The 17,481-nt window shown below is 71.7% G+C and carries 20 protein-coding genes; 11 read left to right on the top strand and 9 right to left on the bottom strand.

The annotated features are described in order from the left end of the window. The first annotated feature begins 8 nt into the window (after positions 1–8). From ABEA34_RS06625 to ABEA34_RS06615, 3 genes are all read left to right on the top strand, one after another. On the top strand, positions 9–1,556 hold the full coding sequence (locus tag ABEA34_RS06625) for a glucoamylase family protein (protein ID WP_345520450.1): 1,548 nt from the start codon (positions 9–11) through the stop codon (positions 1,554–1,556). Then, the gene (locus ABEA34_RS06620) at positions 1,553–3,379 is read left to right on the top strand and encodes a GH39 family glycosyl hydrolase (protein WP_345520449.1); all 1,827 of its coding nucleotides are present in this window, start codon (positions 1,553–1,555) and stop codon (positions 3,377–3,379) included. The genes ABEA34_RS06625 and ABEA34_RS06620 overlap by 4 nt, the downstream gene beginning before the upstream one ends. 91 nt (positions 3,380–3,470) lie before the next feature. Further along, positions 3,471–3,962: a DUF4234 domain-containing protein gene (locus ABEA34_RS06615; protein WP_345520448.1), complete on the top strand. Its 492-nt coding sequence runs from the start codon at positions 3,471–3,473 to the stop codon at positions 3,960–3,962. A 10-nt stretch (positions 3,963–3,972) separates the two neighbouring features. Here the strand turns inward: ABEA34_RS06615 and ABEA34_RS06610 are convergent, their stop codons facing one another. Then, positions 3,973–4,575: a hypothetical protein gene (locus ABEA34_RS06610; RefSeq protein ID WP_345520447.1), complete on the bottom strand. Its 603-nt coding sequence runs from the start codon at positions 4,573–4,575 to the stop codon at positions 3,973–3,975. A 12-nt stretch (positions 4,576–4,587) separates the two neighbouring features. Between ABEA34_RS06610 and ABEA34_RS06605 the strand changes: the two genes are divergently transcribed. Together ABEA34_RS06605 and ABEA34_RS06600 are read left to right on the top strand one after the other, a co-directional pair. Next, positions 4,588–4,749: a hypothetical protein gene (locus ABEA34_RS06605; RefSeq protein WP_345520446.1), complete on the top strand. Its 162-nt coding sequence runs from the start codon at positions 4,588–4,590 to the stop codon at positions 4,747–4,749. Positions 4,750–4,820: 71 nt separating this feature from the next. After that, a complete protein-coding gene (locus ABEA34_RS06600; protein WP_345520445.1) occupies positions 4,821–4,958 on the top strand; it encodes a hypothetical protein in 138 nt (45 codons plus the stop codon). Between the two features lie 84 nt (positions 4,959–5,042). Here the strand turns inward: ABEA34_RS06600 and ABEA34_RS06595 are convergent, their stop codons facing one another. The 6 genes from ABEA34_RS06595 to ABEA34_RS06570 form a co-directional block, all read right to left on the bottom strand. Beyond that, positions 5,043–5,345 carry a contact-dependent growth inhibition system immunity protein gene (locus ABEA34_RS06595; RefSeq protein ID WP_345520444.1) on the bottom strand — a complete coding sequence of 101 codons (303 nt, stop codon included), beginning with the start codon at positions 5,343–5,345 and terminating at the stop codon, positions 5,043–5,045. Continuing rightward, positions 5,342–6,721: an RNase A-like domain-containing protein gene (locus ABEA34_RS06590; RefSeq protein ID WP_345520443.1), complete on the bottom strand. Its 1,380-nt coding sequence runs from the start codon at positions 6,719–6,721 to the stop codon at positions 5,342–5,344. Before ABEA34_RS06590 ends, ABEA34_RS06595 begins: the two co-directional genes overlap by 4 nt. Beyond that, positions 6,718–7,023, bottom strand: coding sequence for a WXG100 family type VII secretion target (locus tag ABEA34_RS06585; protein ID WP_345520442.1), 306 nt, complete (start codon positions 7,021–7,023; stop codon positions 6,718–6,720). The genes ABEA34_RS06590 and ABEA34_RS06585 overlap by 4 nt, the downstream gene beginning before the upstream one ends. Next, on the bottom strand, positions 7,023–7,331 hold the full coding sequence (locus ABEA34_RS06580; RefSeq protein WP_345520441.1) for a WXG100 family type VII secretion target: 309 nt from the start codon (positions 7,329–7,331) through the stop codon (positions 7,023–7,025). Before ABEA34_RS06580 ends, ABEA34_RS06585 begins: the two co-directional genes overlap by 1 nt. 64 nt (positions 7,332–7,395) lie before the next feature. Next, positions 7,396–8,538, bottom strand: a complete 1,143-nt coding sequence (locus ABEA34_RS06575; protein ID WP_345520440.1) for an acyl-CoA dehydrogenase family protein — start codon at positions 8,536–8,538, stop codon at positions 7,396–7,398. A gap of 9 nt (positions 8,539–8,547) precedes the next feature. Further along, positions 8,548–9,723: an acyl-CoA dehydrogenase family protein gene (locus ABEA34_RS06570; protein ID WP_345520439.1), complete on the bottom strand. Its 1,176-nt coding sequence runs from the start codon at positions 9,721–9,723 to the stop codon at positions 8,548–8,550. Positions 9,724–9,945: 222 nt separating this feature from the next. Between ABEA34_RS06570 and ABEA34_RS06565 the strand changes: the two genes are divergently transcribed. Genes ABEA34_RS06565 through ABEA34_RS06545 form a run of 5 tightly spaced genes read left to right on the top strand, consistent with a single transcriptional unit; the run spans position 9,946 to position 14,232 of the window. Next, complete coding sequence (locus ABEA34_RS06565; RefSeq protein ID WP_345520438.1) at positions 9,946–11,154, top strand: hypothetical protein; 1,209 nt, start codon at positions 9,946–9,948, stop codon at positions 11,152–11,154. 9 nt (positions 11,155–11,163) lie between these two features. Beyond that, positions 11,164–11,664: a gluconokinase gene (locus ABEA34_RS06560; protein WP_345520437.1), complete on the top strand. Its 501-nt coding sequence runs from the start codon at positions 11,164–11,166 to the stop codon at positions 11,662–11,664. Continuing rightward, complete coding sequence (locus tag ABEA34_RS06555) at positions 11,664–13,052, top strand: GntP family permease (RefSeq protein ID WP_345520436.1); 1,389 nt, start codon at positions 11,664–11,666, stop codon at positions 13,050–13,052. Before ABEA34_RS06560 ends, ABEA34_RS06555 begins: the two co-directional genes overlap by 1 nt. 30 nt (positions 13,053–13,082) lie before the next feature. Continuing rightward, the gene (locus tag ABEA34_RS06550; RefSeq protein ID WP_345520435.1) at positions 13,083–13,802 is read left to right on the top strand and encodes a hypothetical protein; all 720 of its coding nucleotides are present in this window, start codon (positions 13,083–13,085) and stop codon (positions 13,800–13,802) included. Positions 13,803–13,851: 49 nt separating this feature from the next. Continuing rightward, positions 13,852–14,232, top strand: a complete 381-nt coding sequence (locus ABEA34_RS06545; RefSeq protein WP_345520434.1) for a DUF427 domain-containing protein — start codon at positions 13,852–13,854, stop codon at positions 14,230–14,232. Here ABEA34_RS06545 and ABEA34_RS06540 read toward each other — a convergent pair. Then, positions 14,217–14,885 (bottom strand): hypothetical protein, encoded by a 669-nt coding sequence (locus tag ABEA34_RS06540; RefSeq protein WP_345520433.1) that lies wholly within the window; start codon positions 14,883–14,885, stop codon positions 14,217–14,219. The genes ABEA34_RS06545 and ABEA34_RS06540 overlap by 16 nt on opposite strands. A gap of 29 nt (positions 14,886–14,914) precedes the next feature. Between ABEA34_RS06540 and ABEA34_RS06535 the strand changes: the two genes are divergently transcribed. Then, positions 14,915–16,162: an MFS transporter gene (locus tag ABEA34_RS06535; protein ID WP_345520432.1), complete on the top strand. Its 1,248-nt coding sequence runs from the start codon at positions 14,915–14,917 to the stop codon at positions 16,160–16,162. Between the two features lie 104 nt (positions 16,163–16,266). Here the strand turns inward: ABEA34_RS06535 and glgA are convergent, their stop codons facing one another. After that, entirely contained in the window at positions 16,267–17,454 is a 1,188-nt protein-coding gene (glgA, locus tag ABEA34_RS06530) for a glycogen synthase (RefSeq protein ID WP_345520431.1), read from the bottom strand. Positions 17,455–17,481: the final 27 nt, after the last annotated feature.

Genomic DNA, 17,481 nt, shown 5'->3' with positions numbered 1-17,481 from the left:
AGATCCACATGCGCAACTCGGTGCGCACCGTCCTGGTCGCTGCTCTCGCGACCGTCCTGCTCGCTCCGCTCTCGGCCTCGGCCGACCTGGAGACCGAACGCCGCGGCCACGACCAGACCCTGGAGAGGTACGCCGCGGACACGTGGCGTTCGGTCCGGGCCATGGTGGTGCCCCGCACCGGGCTGCCGGCCGACAACGTCGGCGGCGGGCTGAAGGCCTCGTCGCGCGCGGCGTACACCTCGCCGACCAACATCGGCGCCTACCTCTGGTCGACCGTCGCGGCCCGCGACATCGGGCTGATCAGCGACCGGGCCGCCCACCGCCGCCTCGCCCGGACCGTGCACACCGTCGCGGGTCTCGACCGGCACGAGGGCTCGGGGATGTTCTACAACTGGTACAGCCCCACCACCGGCGCCAAGCTGCGCACCTTCCCGACCGACGGCAGCACGATCAAGCCCTTCCTCTCGAGCGTCGACAACGGGTGGCTCGCGACCGCGCTGCTGCTCGTCTCACGCGCGGACCCGTCGCTGAAGAGGCAGGCCGATGCGATCCGCAAGGGCATGGACTTCGGCTGCTACTACAACGAGGCCGAGGGCCAGGGCGGCCAGATTCGTGGCGGCTTCTGGGACGAGGACCCGCAGGAGTCGGCCGCCGTCCCCGGCGACTACTGCGGCCTCGGCACCGACGTCTGGTACACCGGCCACCACTACGGCGCGTTCAACACCGAGCCGCGGATGGCGTCGTACCTCGGCATCGCCTCGGGGCAGATCCCGGCCAAGCACTACTACGGCACGTTCCGCACCTTCCCCAACGACAGCTGCGACTACGCGTGGACCGAGACCAAGCCGGTCGGCTCGTGGCGGACCTACACGGCCGGCGGCGAGAAGATCGACGTCTTCGAGGGGGCGCTGCCCTATCGCGGCACCCACATCGTCCCGACCTGGGGCGGCAGCATGTTCGAGGCGCTGATGGTGCCGCTGTTCGTGCCCGAGGAGAAGTGGGGCCCGCGCTCGTGGGCCGTCAACCACCCGCGCTACGTGCGCGGCCAGATCCAGCACGGGCTGAAGGAGGCGAAGTACGGCTACTGGGGCTTCTCGCCGTCCAACAACCCCGCCGGCGGCTACCGCGAGTACGGCGTCGACCAGCTCGGCCTCGACGGTCCCGGCTACACCTCCGACCAGGAGCGCACCACCGTCGACCAGCCCTTCGAGGGCTGCCCTGACCGTGCGGGCTCGCCCGCCCCGACGTCGTACGGCGACGGCGTGGTCACCCCGCACGCGTCGTTCCTGGCGCTGCGCTACGCGCCGAAGGCGGCGCTGGCCAACTTGGCCAAGCTCAGGCGCCACTTCGACGCCTACGGCAAGGGCGGCTTCTACGACGCCGTCGCCGTCCGCAGCGGCCAGGTGTCGAAGCACTACCTGTCGCTCGACCAGGGGATGGTGATGGCCGCGCTCGGCAACGCGCTGGCCGGCAACGACATGCGGCGCTACGTCGCCAAGGGAGCGATGGAGTCGTCGCTGCACCCGCTGATGAAGCAGGAGGTGTTCGCCCGATGACGGACGCGAAGCAGGACTGGGACGACCGGATCGGCGTCCGCACGGGCGTCGCCTTCGCCGGCAACGCGCCGGAGCTCGAGCCGCCCGACGGCCTGGTCGCCGTCGCCGGCGGCTCGCAGGTGACCCTCGACTGGAAGCCGGTCGACGGCGCCGTGGGCTACCAGGTCCACGTGGCCGACGGACCGGACGGCCCGTGGTCGGAGCTCGACCACGCCGGCCGGGACGTGCTCGCCGTCCCGCACCCGCCGTACGTCGACACGACCGGCGCGCCGGGCGAGGAACGGTGGTACGCCGTCGCGTCGCTCTCCGACGTCCACGTCGAGGGCCGGCTCTCGTCCTCGGTGTCGGCGGTGCCGCTGGCCGCGGCCGGCTCGGTCACGGTGTCCGTCGACACCGGCTCCGACCTGGGCGAGCTGGACCGCCCGTGGCGACCGATGATCGGCTCGGAGCACCTGTCGCACGCGCTCTCGACCGACACCACCGGCGGCCGCGTGGTCGGCGAGGAGCTCTCGTCGGCGCTGCGCGCCGCGCACGAGGAGCTCGGCGTCACCCACGTGCGGGCGCACGGCATCCTCTGCGACGACCTCGGGGTCTACCGGGAGGACGACGGTGTCCCGGTCCACGACTTCTCGGGTGTGGACCGGGTCTACGACCACATCCGCTCGCTCGGCCTCTACCCGGTCGTCGAGGTCTCGTTCATGCCGCACGACCTGGCGAGCGACCCCTCCACGACGGTCTTCGACTACGACGCCATCGTCTCGCCCCCCAAGGACTGGGGCCGGTGGCACGACCTGGTGCGCGACCTGACCGCGCACCTGGTCGAGCGGTACGGCGACGAGGTCGTCGAGCACTGGTCGTTCGAGGTGTGGAACGAGGCCAACCTCGAGGTCTTCTGGTCGGGCACGCCCGAGCAGTACCTCGAGCTGTACGACGTCACCGTCGCCGCGGTCCGCTCCGTCGACTCCCGCCTGGTCGTGGGCGGCCCGTCGTCCGCGGCCGCCGGCTGGGTCGAGGAGCTGCTCGCGCACGCCGAGGAGGCCGACGTACCCGTCGACTTCGTCTCCACCCACACCTACGGCTCGCCGCCGCTGGACTTCCGGCCGACGCTCGCGCGCTACGGCCGCGAGGGCACGCCGATCTGGTGGACGGAGTGGGGCGTCACGCCGACGCACTTCAACGAGGTCAGTGACGCGGTCTTCGCCGGCACCTTCCTGCTGCGCGGGATGGCCTCGGCGATGGGCCGGATCGAGGCGCTGTCCTACTGGGTCGTCTCGGACCACTTCGAGGAGCTGGGCCGGCCGCCGGGCCTGCTGCACGGCGGGTTCGGGCTGCGCACCGTCGGCGAGCTGCGCAAGCCGCGCTGGTGGGCGCTCGCCATGCTCGAGCGGCTCGGGCCGCGCCGGTTGTCGGTGTCGTCCACGGGTGACGGCGCCGGGTCGCTGGTCGAGGTGCTGGCGGCGTCCGGGCCGACCGGGACCACCGTGCTGCTCTGGAACCTCACCCTCGACCAGACCAAGGCGGGCGGCTCCGACGAGCTGGCCCGCGACGTCCGGGTGGAGGTCACCGGGCTCGCCCCCGGGACGACGTACCAGCTCGTGCACGAGCGCGTGGACCAGCACCACTCCAACGTCGCGGCCGCCTGGGGCCGGCTGAAGGAGGACGGCCAGGACTGGCCCGACGACGAGCAGTGGGCACAGCTGAGGGCGGCCGACCGGCTCGAGGAGGCGGCGCCCCCGGCGACGGTGATGGCCGACGCCGCCGGCACCGTGAGCATCGACCTCGTGCTGCCGATGCCGGCGATGAGCCTGCTGACCCTGTCCTGACCAGTCGCGGCTTTTGTCCGAAATGCTCGCCTGGCCGGTGTGGCCGTCCTAGCCTCAGGTGTTCGGTCCACCCAACCTGAAGGACAGTGTCATGACGGAGACCAACGACCCGACGGCCGTACCGCCGCCGTACTCCACGCCCGCCCCTCCCGCCGGCGGCGTCCCCGCCCCTGCCATGGCCGGCGGGCCGCTGGCGCCGATGGCCGGACCGGCCGACGGCCCGATCGGAAAGGTCCGGAGCACCGGCACCTGCGTCCTGCTGACGATCGTCACGCTCGGCTTCTACACCTGGTACTGGTACTACAAGACGCACGACGAGATGAAGCAGCACACCGGCAACGGCATCGGCGGCCCGATCGCCCTCCTGATCGCGATCCTCGTCGGCATCGTGATGCCCTTCCTGACCTCCAACGAGGTCGGTGGCCTGTACGAGCGCAAGGGCAGGGAGAAGCCGGTGACCGCGATGACCGGTCTCTGGTACCTGCTGCTCGGCTGGCTGTTCTTCATCGGCGCGATCGTGTGGTTCGTGAAGACCAACGGTGCGCTGAACGAGTACTGGAAGTCGCAGGGCGCCGAGGGCTGACCGGCCCCACTCAGGTCCGGACGGCGACCTCGACCCCCAGGCGGGCTCCCGCCTGCAGCTCGAGGTCGTCGCCGGACCAGAACATCCCGGGGTCGTAGTAGTTCGTGGGCCGGTCGGCCCCGAGCAGCCCCATCGCGCCGTACGTCGCGGCGACGACCTCGGCGCAGTAGGTGAGCTCCGCGGACGCGGCTCGCCGTACCCGCCCTCGCGCCCAGCGGCCCACCAGCTTGGCCGTGGAGGGGAAGGGCGTGCCGTCGAGGCGGGCGATCGTCTTCAGCACCGCGTCCTCCATCGCGGGGGTGACCTCGGCGTCGAGCTGCCGCAGCCACGCCTGCTGCTCGTAGCGCCCGGTCCACTGGACCACCGCCTCGCGCAGGTCGTGCAGCTGCACGCCGCGGTGGTGGCTGTCGGTCCACACGTCGCGCAGGCCCTTGCCGAGCTCGGCGTGCCACATGAGGGGCGGGAGGTCGTCCAGGACGACGGCCATCCCCACGTGGTTGACGGGCGCGTTGGTGACGACCCGGATAGCGTGGTCCGCGGCCGAGCTGCCGCGGAAGAGCCACAGGTCCCCGGTGCGGGTCAGGTCGACCGCCTGGTCGAGCGTCAGAGTCATAGGAGGATCCTCGTGAAGCTGTGGAAGGTGCTCGGACTGGCCGGGCTGGCGGGCGTCGCCGCGTCGGGAGCCATCATCGCGCGTGACCAGCGGCAACGGGCGCAGCTGTCGCCCGAGCAGGTCCGCGACCGGCTCCACGAGCGGCTGGAGAAGTCCCAAGCCAACTCACAGTGATCTCCAAGCGGGCGCGCGCACGATGGGCGTGCTCGCCAGGGTGGCGGGCATCCCACCGAGAGGAACCCGCCATGAAGGTCATGAAGAACGAGCACCGCCAGTCCTGGCGCGCCGCGTCGAGCCAGGACAAGCAGCAGCGGCTCCAGGCGATGCGCGAGCGCCAGCAGCGCCAGGTCGAGTTCGAGATGCTGCGCCTGAACCTGCGATGAGCTGCCCCATCACGTCAGGCCCGGGACGTCCTACGAATCGTGGTCTCCGGACCACCGTTGGTACGACGTCCCGGGCCTGGCTGCTCAGGCGGCGGCGGCCCGCACTCGGTCGGCGATTTGGGTGAGCCACTCGCGGTAGGTGAGATCCCCCGGAGGGAGGACCTGACAGCCGAGGTCGTCGACGAACGCCTCCAGCTCAGGCTCCGTGGAGAACTGATCGAGTGCTCGCTGCACCTCGGCGGGGAGGGCGGGGGCTAGGTCGGGTGACTCGAGCACGAACAGGTCGATGTTGTCGTCGATCGTTCCGAACGCATCGAAGTCCTGATGCAGATAGGCGCCCATGAGTTGCCACAGGGCTGGCCATTCTTCCTCGGTCGCGACCCTCATGGTTGAGGGAACCCAGTCAGGAGTCGCCAGCCGCTCGGCATGGTCGCGTCTCGTTGGAGCACCGCCCTCACCCCTGTCACGTTCGACATCGCACCGGTCCTGTCCATCGTCTGGCCCGTGATGTAGCCCATGTCTCCATCCAGCCTCAATCGAGTCCCGGATCCTTCTAACCAAGCCTGAACGCGGCCCTGATGTGCCTCGATCAGGTTAGAGAGCGTGCCTTCTGCCGAGTCGACATCCGGAAATGTTGACGCGCTCTTCTTCCCGCGAACCTCGAGTTGAAATAGCAGGTCGGAGCGGGACTGAGCAACGTGTTCGCCCATGGTGTGACTCCCCGAGTGTTCGTGGCGGGTCAGCCATCCGGGTCGCTGCTGCATCACTCGAGTCGTCGACTTGCCTTCCGTCAAGATCACCCGTGCTGCATGGATCCGCTCGGTGGTCGCGCTGATCTCGCCGGCGGTGGCGGCGGCGGACCGGCTGCTGAGCGCCGGTCCGGAGGTCAGCACCCGCAGGCCGTCGAGGATCCCCCGCGCCTTGCTGCTGGCAGCGGCGATGCGGGCGGCGCCGGCGGTGCCGGCGGCTCCGGCGGCGGCACCGCCGGAGAGGAAGGTGAGGCCGCCGGCGATGATCGCGCCGATGGCGAGCTCCTCGACCAGGTCCTCGAGCAGGTCGCGCAGCTCGCCGCGCTTGGCGTCGACGTGGTCGGCGTAGTCGGAGCACGCGGCGCCGAGGGCGCCGAGCCGGGTGGACAGGTCGTCGACCCGGTCGCGGACGTCGCGGATCACGGCGACGGCGAGGGGGATCTCGGGGGAGCGTTCGCCGTCGAGGGCGGCCAGGGCCGAGTCGCAGTGGGCCGACAGCAGTCCGACGGTCTCGCCGGCGACGGTCCACGCAGCGGCGGCCGCGCGCACCCGGCCGGTGTCGGCGTTGGGCCAGAAGACGTCCTGCAGCAGGTCGAGCACGAATCCCGCGGGACCTCCGGGTCCGCCGGAGTCGGCGCCGAGGGAGGACGGCGGGGTCGCGAGGAGCACACCGACGGCGCGGTCGGCGACGGTCCGCGGACCGGTGACGGCGCGCGCCCAGCCGGGCAGCGTCGAGCGGGCCTCGGCGTGCGCGTGGTTGCCGAGCGACGCCTCGACCATCCGGCCCAGCGTCCCGAACGCCCCGACGGTCGACTCCAGGGCGGCGACGGTGGCGGCCGCGGCCTCGTCGTACGACGCCGCGAAGTCGGTCGCCGTGGAGTCGTCGCCGGCCATTCCGGCGTACCCTCGGAGCCGTCCGGCCAGCCGGGTCGCGGCCTGGGCAGCGAGCTCGTTGCCGCTGACGAGCGCCTCGACCGCCGACGCGTAGCCTTGCTCGCTGACGAGCAGCCTCATGAGACCTGCTCCCACATCCTCAGGTTGGTCGCGGCCGCGTCGCCGTAGCTGCCATGCGCCACCCGGCCGGCGGTGCGCATCGACGCGAGCGCCTCGCCCATCTGCCGGCAGCCCGCCTCCCACTCGGCCTGCGAGCCCTGCTGGGCGACGGCGGCCAGCCCGCCCCAGGTCACCTGGAGGGCCGACACCCGGCGGGCGACCTCGTCGAGCAGATCGTCCAGAGAGGCGCGGCAGCGCGCCATCTCCGCGACCGTCTCGTCCAGCAGGTCGAGGTCGACCTCGAAGCTCGAGAACCCAGCCATCAGCCCAACCTCCCGGCGAGACGGTCCAGGCCGGCCTGCGCGCCGAGGTCGCGCTCCGTGAGGTCGAGGTGGACGGCGTCGAGGAGCCGGCCCATCGTCACGAGCCCGTCGAGCACCCGCTCGGCGCCGGTGCACCACTGCGACCAGCCCTCGGCGTACGACGCGGCAGCGGTGCCGCGCCAGCCCCCGTCGAGGAGCGTGTCGACCTGGTGGGCGACCCGGTCGCGGTCGGCGCGGAGCCGGTCCGCGGCTGCGGCCACGTCGGCGACCGCGGCGCGGAAGGCCGGGTGGTCAGCGATCAGGTCCATGAACAGCAGCATCCCCGGGCCGAGGGCCCGGGGACACCACCGTTCGTCGATCTGTGGACAACTCCTACGGCAGCGGGTCGACCTCGTCGTACCCGCCCACGCCCGCGGCCAGCAGCCCCAGGTGGTGGTTGCCGTCGCCCAGCAGGTGGTCGAGGGCGGTGAGCCGGCTGGTGTAGGTGCCGATGCTGTACTCCGCCGTCATGCCGATGCCGCCGTGCAGCTGGATCGCCTCCTGGCCGATGTGCCGGCCGGCGCGGCTGACGCCGAGCGAGGCGCGAGCGGCCGCCGTGGCCGCCTCCTCCCCGGAGCCCTCCGCCAGGACCATCGACGCCCACGTCGCGAGGCTGGTGGCCAGCTCGAGCGAGACGTACATGTCGGCCGAGCGGAAGTTCAGCGCCTGGAACGTGTTGAGCGTGACGCCGAACTGCTTGCGGCTCTTGAGGTACGCCGTGGTGTTCGCGAGCGCGACCTCCATCAGCCCGATCGCCTCGTTGCACGCGGTGATCCGCGCGATGTCGAGCACCCGCGCGATGAGCCCGGCGCGGTCGCCGGCGGCACCCAGCGGCACAGCCGGGGTGTCGGTGAAGGTCACCTTCGCGGCGCGCCCGCCGTCGTGGGTCGTGTAGCCGTCGCGGGTCAGCCCCGTCGCGTCCGAGGTGACCACGAACAGCCCGGTCCCACCGTCGGGAAGGGCGGCCGAGACCACGAGCACGTCGGCGCGTACGCCGTGGGGGACCGGCTCCTTGACGCCGCTCAGCGTCCACGAGTCACCCTCACCGGTCGCCGTGACCGCCGACGCGGTCGGCTGCCAGCGCGAGCCGGGCTCGGCGTGCGCGAAGGTCGGGACGCTCTCGCCGCCCGACAGGGCACCGAGCAGCTCGGTCTTCTGCTCCTCGGAGCCGGCCGCGGCGATCAGCCCGCCGGCCAGCACCACCGCGGTCAGGAAGGGCTCGGGGGCGACAACCCGACCGAGCTCCTGGGCGACGATGCCCACCTCGATCGCACCGGCGCCCATGCCGCCGTACTGCTCGTCGAAGGGCAGCCCGAGGATGCCCATCTCGGCGAGCTGGGTCCAGACCTTCTCGCTGAAGCCGGGGTCGTCGGCCGCGGCACGGCGACGGTTCTCGAAGTCGGAGTAGGCCTTGCCGACCAGGCCGCGGACGGCCTCGCGCAGCGCCTGCTGCTCCTCGTCATAGGTGAAGTCCATGTCTCCTCCTCAGAGTCCCAGGATCGTGCGGGCGATGATCTGGCGCTGCACCTCGTTGGAGCCGCCGTAGATCGAGGCCTTGCGGAAGTTGAGGTAGACCGGCACGGAGTGCGTGGCCCACCAGGGCAGGTCGGTCCCGTCGGTCGCACCGCTGGCGACCGAGGCCGGCCCGGCGAGGTCGACGATGAGCTCGGTGACCGCCTGCTGGAGCTCGGTGCCCTTGAGCTTCAGCACGGACGAGGCCGGGTGAGGCTTGCCGTCGGCGGAGTTGGCCACGACGCGCAGCGCGGTCAGCTCGAGGGCGAGCAGCTCGTTCTCGAGCTCGGCGATCCGGGTCGAGACCAGCGGGTCGTCGAGCAGCGTCCGGTCGTCGCCGACCGAGATGCTGGCCGCCCACTCCTTGGCCTGGGCCAGGGAGCTCTTGGTGGCTCCGACGGGGGCGACGCCGACGCGCTCGTTGCCGAGCAGGAACTTGGCGTAGTCCCAGGCGCGGTTCTCCTCGCCGACGAGGTTGTCGACCGGCACGCGCACGTTGTCGAACCACACCTCGTTGACCTCGTGGCCGCCGTCGATGAGCTCGATCGGGCGTACGTCGACGCCCTCGGAGGTCATGTCGATCAGCAGCAGCGAGATGCCGGCCTGCTTCTTCACGTCGGGGTTGGTGCGGACCAGCGTGAAGATCCAGTCGCCGTACTGGCCCAGCGTGGTCCAGGTCTTCTGCCCGTTGACGACGTACTCGTCACCGTCGCGCACGGCGCTGGTGCGCAGCGACGCGAGGTCGGAGCCGGCGTCGGGCTCGGAGAAGCCCTGCGACCACCAGATGTCGAGGTTGGCGGTCTTCGGCAGGAACCGCTCCTTCATCTCCTGGGAGGCGAACTGCGCGATCACCGGGCCGATCATCGAGGCGTTGAAGGCGAGGGGAGTCGGGACGAACGCCCGCTGCATCTCCTCGTGCCAGATGTGGCGACGCAGCGGGGACCAGTCCTGGCCGCCCCACTCGACGGGCCAGTTCGGCACCGCGAGGCCGGCCTCGTTGAGGATCTGCATGCTCTGGACGAACGCGTCCTTGCCGAGCTCGCGTCGGTCTCGTACGGCGTCGCGGATCTCCTGCGGGATCTTCGTGGTGAAGAACTCCCGCATCTGGTCGCGGAACTCGGCGTCCTCGGCCGACAGCGCCAGCTGCATCGGTGCACCTCCTGGGTGGCTCTGGTGAACACCCCACATCATGCCGCGTCCACGAAGCGACCGCTCAGTAGCATCCGTTTTTCCGCGGGTCCGGGAGGGGTCGTTCATCCATTTTCGGGAACCTGGGGCAGCCCCGGGAGGATCGGACGTAGCCTGGGGAGAGATCTCGGGAGCTACATGGGAATGGAACTGGGGAGCGCAGTGCGTCGGGGAGTTGTGGTCGTGGCGACGGCGCTGGCCGCCGTCGCGTCAGGCGCGCTCGTGGGCGCCTCCGCGTCCGGTGACGCCGTCGTCGTCGTCCGCGGCACCGACCTCCCCGCCGGCAACCGGGCCCAGCTGACCATGGTCGGCTGCGACGCCGTCTTCGACCGCGCCGCCGAGTCCCTGCAGCCGATGATCGGCGTCAACCAGGGCACCGGCGGCCTCGGGAAGCGCAGCCTCGCCTTCGACCCGGCCGGCGGCAACGCCGTCGGCGTCGTGGGCTACGTCGAGTCGATGGCTACCACGTCCGTGGCGTCGATGGCCGTGCGCGCCGAGTCCGGGACGACCGGGGTCGCGTACGCCGGCTTCCAGGCGCCGGCCGACACCGGCACCGACCTGATGTGGATCGGCCGGGCCGAGGTCTCCGCCCCTGCGAGCACCGGCTGGACGACCGTCCCGGTGACCGGGCTCGGCTACGTCTGGACCAAGTACGACATGTCCACGCGGGAGCAGGTCGCCACCGTCGGCTCCTCCGGGGTGCCGGCGTTCGTCCGGGCGATGGGCGGCGACGGCTACGGCTTCTACTCCGTCGCCTTCGGCTGCGACGGCAACCCGGTCAGCCTGGACGGCTGGCAGATCGGGCGGCCGGGCGCGTCGACGACGTACGACTTCGAGGGCTACCGGTCGACGACCACCATCGACGGGCCGTCCGCGCCGGTGACCGCGGGTGATCGCGTGACGTTGACCGGCACGGTCGCGGACGACCGGGGTACGCCGATCGCGGGTGCCCGGGCCGTGCTGCAGGCGAAGCAGCCCGACGGGACCTGGGACACCGTCCAGGTCGACCAGGGCGCCCACGTCCGGGCGACCGTCCGGGTGCGCCAGACGACGACGTACCGCTGGAAGGTCTTCAGCACCCCGATGACGGAGGGGAGCACGTCCGACCCGTTCACGGTGACGGTCGCCGACCCCGCCGAGCCCACGGATCCGGCGACTCCCACCGACGGCCCGACCGACCCCGGCGACGAGCCGTCGCCCCCGACGGGCGAGCCGACGGAGCAGCCCTCGGCACCTGCGTCCTCGGACGCGCCGGTCGAGCCCGCCGAGACGCCCTCGGTGGAGCCGACCCCGCCCGCCGACCCCCCGGAGTCGGAGCCGGCGAGCGAGCAGCCGGCCGCCACGACGTCGGAGCCGGCGGCCGCCGGTGCCTCGGAGGACGCGGCCGGATAGCGTGGGGCCATGCGACCCCTCGTGGTGATGGGTGTCTCGGGCTCGGGCAAGTCCACCGTCGGCGCGGCCATCGCGCAGCGGATGCGGGTGCCCTTCGCGGACGCCGACGACCTGCACCCGTCCGCCAACATCGCCAAGATGAGCCGGGGTGAGTCCCTGAGCGACGAGGACCGGTTCCCCTGGTTGGAGATCGTCGGCGAGTGGCTCGGCGTCCACGAGGACGGCGGCGGCGTGATGAGCTGCTCCGCACTGAAGCGCAAGTACCGCGACCAGATCCGCCACCACGCGCCCCACGTGCATTTCCTGCTCCTCGAGGGGTCCCCCGAGGTGATCGCGGTCCGGCAGGCGGGCCGCCCCGGCCACTTCATGCCCGCGTCGCTGTTGACCTCGCAGTTCGCGACCCTCGAACCGCTCTCGCCGGACGAGGACGGCCTCGTCCTGGAGGTCGACCAGAGTGTCGACGACATCGTGCAGGGGTACGTGGACCACATGAACCGTGAGGATCGTTGATGTCCGCCCTGCTCGCCCTGCCGCTCGCCGGCACCGATCTGGTCGAGCCGGTCGCCGGCGGTGGACAGCTGGTCGCCGCCGCACTGATCGGCATCGGCCTGATCGTCCTGCTGATCACCGTCCTCAAGCTGCACCCCTTCCTCGCCCTGATCCTCGGCGGCCTGACGGTCGGCATCGTGGCGGGCGAGAACGTCAACGACGTGCTCACGTCCTTCACCACCGGGTTCGGCACGACCGCGGCCGGCGTCGGCTCGCTGATCGCCCTCGGTGCGATGTTCGCCAAGCTGCTCGCTGACTCGGGCGGCGCCGACCAGATCGTCGACACGATCGTCGGCAGGGCGTCGGGGCGGATGCTGCCCTGGGCGATGGCGCTGGTGGGCGCGATCATCGGCCTGCCGATGTTCTTCGAGATCGGTCTCGTGCTGCTGATGCCGGTCATCTACCTGGTGTCCAAGCGCGCTCAGGTCTCGCTGGTGACCGTCGGCATCCCGGCCCTGGCCGGCCTCTCGGCGATGCACGGCTTCGTGCCGCCGCACCCGGGCCCGGTCACCGCCATCGGCTACCTCGACGCCAACCTCGGCGTCACCCTGGCCCTCGGTCTGGTGGTCGCGATCCCCACGATCATCGTGGCCGGACCGCTCTTCGGGATGCTCGCCGGCCGGTGGGTGGTCCTGGACGCCCCCGACACCTGGGAGAGCGAGGAGCGAGAGGTCTCGGAGCGACCCTCCTTCGGCGTCACGCTCGCGACCGTCCTGCTGCCGGTGGTCCTCATGCTGAGCAAGGCGGTGGCCGACATCGTCGTCGACGACCCCGACCGCACGGTGCAGCAGGTGTTCGACGTGATCGGCAACCCGTTCGTCGCGCTGCTCATCGCCGTGCTGGTCGCGATGGTGACCTTCGGCCGTGGCTCCGGGATGGGGCTGCAGAAGATCTCGGACACGGTCACCGCGGCCCTCCCGCCGATCGCCGGCATCCTCGTGATCGTGTCGGCCGGCGGCGGCTTCAAGCAGGTGCTGGTCGACACCGGCATCGGCACCCGGCTCGCGGACTGGGCCGACGGCGCCAACGTCTCGGTCCTGCTGCTCGCCTGGGTCCTGGCGGTCCTGATCCGGCTCGCCACGGGCTCGGCGACGATCGCCACCATCACCGCCAGCTCGCTCATGGTGTCGCTGGTGGACGGCCTGTCCACCGGCGAGGTCTCGCTGGTCGTGCTCGCCGTCGGCGCCGGGTCGCTGTTCTTCTCTCACGTCAACGACGCCGGCTTCTGGCTGGTGAAGGAGTACTTCGGCATGACCGTCGGCCAGACGATCAAGACCTGGTCGCTGATGGAGACGGTGCTGTCGGTGACCGGCCTCTTCGTGGTGCTGATCCTGGGGATCTTCATCTAGCCGGGTTCTTCTGCCGCTAGCGTGCGGAGGGTGGGCACGCCGGAGGATCCGTCGGACGACACCCCGCCGACCTACCGGACCGATCCCGTGCCGGTGGAGCCGGAGGTGCCGGCGCTTGTGCCGTACGGCCCGGCACCGACCGGCCTGGCCGACTTCTCGGTCGCCCCCGGCGCCGTCGCCCGGGTCGGCAGGCTGCCGAGGACGCTCTTCCTGATCCCGGTGGTCGCGGTCCTCGTGGTGGTCGTCGGCGTGGTGGCCGCGGTCCTCGGGGTCGGCAGCGGTGACGACGAGGTGGACGCGGGTGCCGCGGGACCCGCCGACGCCCAGGTGCTCACCGCGGAGGGGTACGACGAGCTGGTGGCCGCCGTCGAGGAGGAGACCGGAGGCACCACGGTCTTCGACGCGGTGCTCTACCCGGCGTACGCCGTGGTCTCGGTGCCGGTCGACGCGACGACCAAGCGTCAGGAGTCCTGGTACTGGGACGGCACGGACCTGCGGTCCAACAACAGCAAGAGCACCGCGTCGTTCGACCGGTTCGACCTGGCGAGCGTGGACGGTGCGGTCGTGGTCGACCTGGTGGACCGGGTGCGCGACCTCGTCGAGGACCCGACGTCCTGGTACGCCATCGTGCGCACCTCCGACCCCGACGGGGCGACGATGTGGGCCTACGCCAGCAACGAGTACGACGAGACGGCGTACCTCGGGGCCGCGGCCGACGGCACGATCACCTACGACTCCACCCAGCACTGACGACAGGCCCTGAGCGGAATCCGCGCGAGCCCCGCGGTGTTGCACAGGTATGAGCGAGAAGCCTGTGCTGGTGCCCGACGCCAGCCACCCGATCACCGTCACGCCGAACCCGGACCGCGTCGTCGTCACGCTGGGAGACCGGACGCTCGCCGACACGACGTCGGCCCTGACGCTGCAGGAGGCGAGCTACCCGGCGGTGCAGTACGTGCCGCTGGCGGACGTCGACGCGGCCGTGCTGGAGCGCACCGACCACGCGACGTACTGCCCCTACAAGGGCGACGCCTCCTACTACAGCCTCGTCGTCGATGGGGACACCCACGACAACGTCGTATGGACCTACGAGACGCCGTACGACGCGGTCGCCCCGATCGCCGGCCACGTCGCGTTCTACCCCAACGTGGTCGACGTGCGGACCTACCCCAGCTCGTAGAGGTAGCGGCTGCTCGGCACCAGGTCGAGGTCGCGGTCGGCGCCGAAGCGCGCCACGCTGGTCATCAGCTCGGTGAGCCGGCGGTTGAGCTCGGCGTCGTCGCCGCGGCTGCCGTAGAAGGCGTGCATGTCAGTGATGCCCGCGCTCGGGAAGAGCTCCTCGACGAACGCGTCGAGCCGGGGCGCGTCCGGGGTGACCGCCTCCAGCACGATGTTCTGCACGTAGCCGAAGGTCGCCTGGGTGCGCACCGCGATCGGCGTGTGGTCCACCATCCAGATCTGCAGCCACTCCTCGCGCGGGAGGTCGGCGGGCCGGCGCAGCACGGCGACGTTGGCCAGCGCGTCGGCGCGGGATCCGTCCCACGCCTCCGGCGGGTCGAGGCGGCGGCGCTCCTCGACGGCGTACCCGTGCACGGTGGTGACCACCGTGCCCAGCACCTCCGCGACGGGTCCCGCCTCGACGTCCCAGACGCTGACGAGCGCGCCGATCGGCTGCTCGAACTCCGGGATCCGCATCGCCGCGGCGACCGGCTCGTCGTCGACGTTGAGCTGGAGCCGTCGTACGCCGGCCGTGGCGAGCCGCTCGTGCAGGGCGGGGTCGTGCAGGGCCGTGGCGAGGCCGTCACCCCAGAGCGCGAAAATAACCTTGGTCACGGGGCCACACGGTAGGGCATCCTGCGGCGGTGACGAGGGGGATCCGGCTGCCGGCGGTGCTGCGCGACGAGCCGCAGTACCGTCTGCTCTTCGGCAGCCAGGTGCTCTCGGTCCTCGGCGACCGCGTCACGATGGTGGCCCTGCCCTTCGCCGTGCTCGCCACCGGCGGTGGCGTGGCAGAGGTGGCGCTGGTGTCCGCGGCGCAGTTCCTGCCCTTCGTGGTGCTCGCGCTGCCGGCCGGCGTCTGGGCCGACCGCTGGGACCGCAAGCGGATCCTGGTCGTGTCGGACGCCGTGCGGCTGGCCTGCCAGGTGCTCGCGGCGGTGCTGCTGCTGACCGACATGGCGCACGTCGTACACCTGGCCGTGATCGCGGCGGCGTACGGCGCCGCCGACGCGTTCTTCGCCCCGGCCTTCAGCGGACTACTGCCGACCACGGTCGCGCCCACCAACATCCAGCCGGCCAACGCGCTGCGGGGGCTGTCCTACTCGGTCGGCTCCATCGTGGGCCCGGTGATCGCGGGCGTGCTGATCGCGTTCGCAGGCGGGCCGGGCGGTGCGCTCCTCTTCGACGCCGCCACCTTCGCCGTGTCGATCGCGCTGCTGCTGCCGATGCGGGCGGGGGTGGTCGACGCCGTCGTGTCGGCGGAGGACCCCGCGGCGACGACCGACCACTTCTGGACCTCGCTCCGGCAGGGCTGGGGCGAGGTGCGGTCCCGGTCGTGGGTGCTGGCGTTCCTGGGCGGCTTCGCGGCGTACCACGTGGTCGTGCTGCCGGCGATCTTCGTGATCGGTCCGGTGCTCATGGAGGAGGAGCTCGACGGTGCGCGGTCGTGGGCGATCATCGTCGCGGCCTTCGGCATCGGCTGCGTGCTCGGCGACCTCCTGCTGCTGCGGTGGCGCCCGGCCCACGCGCTGCGGGTGGCGGCGGTGCTGCTGGTCGGGGCGTCGGGCCAGGCGGCGTTCATCGGGTCGGGGCTCGGCACGTGGGGGATCGCGGGGCTCGAGCTGCTCGCCGGGGTGTGCGTGACCGGCGCGTTCACGCTGTGGGAGACGTCGCTGGGCGAGCACATCCCGTCGGCCTCGCTGTCGCGGGTGTCGTCGTACGACTACCTCACCAGCGCCGGCATGATCCCGCTCGGCAACGTCCTCGCCGGCGCCGTCAGCGCGTCCCTCGGCCTGCAGGTGACGCTCGTCTGGATGACGGTCCTCGGCGTCGGCGCCGCTCTCTGCGTGGTCGCCGTGCCGGGGGTGCGGGGGTTGCCTCGGGCGGCCTGAGGTCGTCCCAGGGATACCCGGTTAACCGGGTATCGCTGAACTTCTGGGGCTCTGCAGAGCCCCAGAAGTTCATGAAGTGCCCCAGGAGCACGCCGGTCGCCCGCTCAGAGCACCGAGCGGTAGACCTCGACGGTCCGCTCGGCGATCGCGTCCCAGCTGAAGGACTCGATCGCCCGCACCCGGCCGGCCCGGCCCATCTCGGCGGCACGGGTCGGGTCGGACACCACGGCGATCAGCGCCTCGGCGAAGTCGGCGACGTACTGTTCCGGGTCGAGCGGCGTGCCGGTGCCGTCGGTGGCCTGCAGGATCGGCACCAGACGGCCGGTCTCGCCCTGGACGACCACTTCCGGGATGCCGCCGGTGGCGGTGGCGACGACGGCGGTCTCGCAGGCCATCGCCTCGAGGTTGACGATGCCGAGCGGCTCGTAGATCGACGGGCAGGCGAAGACGGTGGCGGCCGTGAGCAGCGCGACCACGTCGGGACGCGGCAGCATCTCCGGGATCCAGACCACGCCGGAGCGCGAGGCGCGCAGCCCGGCCACCAGCCCCTCGACCTCGGCCATGATCTCCGCCGTGTCGGGTGCGCCGGCGCACAGCACGACCTGCACCTCCGGCGGCAGCTGGGCGCACGCGCGCAGGAAGAGCGGCAGCCCCTTCTGCCGGGTGATCCGGCCGACGAACACCACCGACGGCCGGTCCGGGTCGACGCCCAGCTCCCGCACCCGGTCGGGAGCGACGCGGGGTGACCAGCCGGCCGTGTCGATGCCGTTGTGCACGACGTGCACGCGCGCCGGGTCGATCGCGGGGTACGACGCCAGCACGTCGTCGCGCATCGCCGCCGACACCGCGATCACGGCCGCCGCTGCCTCGTACGACGTCCTCTCGACGTACGACGAGACGGCGTAGCCACCCCCGAGCTGCTCGGCCTTCCACGGCCGCAGCGGCTCGAGCGAGTGCGCCGAGACGACGTGCGGCACGCCGTGCAGCAGCGAGGCGAGGTGCCCGGCGAAGTTGGCGTACCAGGTGTGCGAGTGCACCAGCTCGGTGCCCGCGCAGCCGTCGGCGATGGCCAGGTCGACCCCGAGCGTCCGCAGCGCCGCGTTGGCGCCGGACAGCTCGGCGAGGTCGGCGTACGACGAGGTCAGCGGCTCGTCGCGGATGGCCCCGAAGGCGTGGACGTGGGCCTCGACGTCCGACCGCGCCCGCAGCGCGCGGACCAGCTCGGCGACGTGCACGCCGGCGCCGCCGTACACCTCGGGTGGGTACTCACGGGACAACACGTCGACTCGCACGATGTCGAACCTACTCGGGTCGGACTA

The sequence above is a fragment of the Nocardioides conyzicola genome (assembly GCF_039543825.1).
In the GTDB taxonomy this organism is placed as follows: Bacteria; Actinomycetota; Actinomycetes; order Propionibacteriales; family Nocardioidaceae; genus Nocardioides; species Nocardioides conyzicola.
Note: the sequence above shows the minus strand (reverse complement) of the source record. Positions and strands in the feature narration are given on the sequence as shown.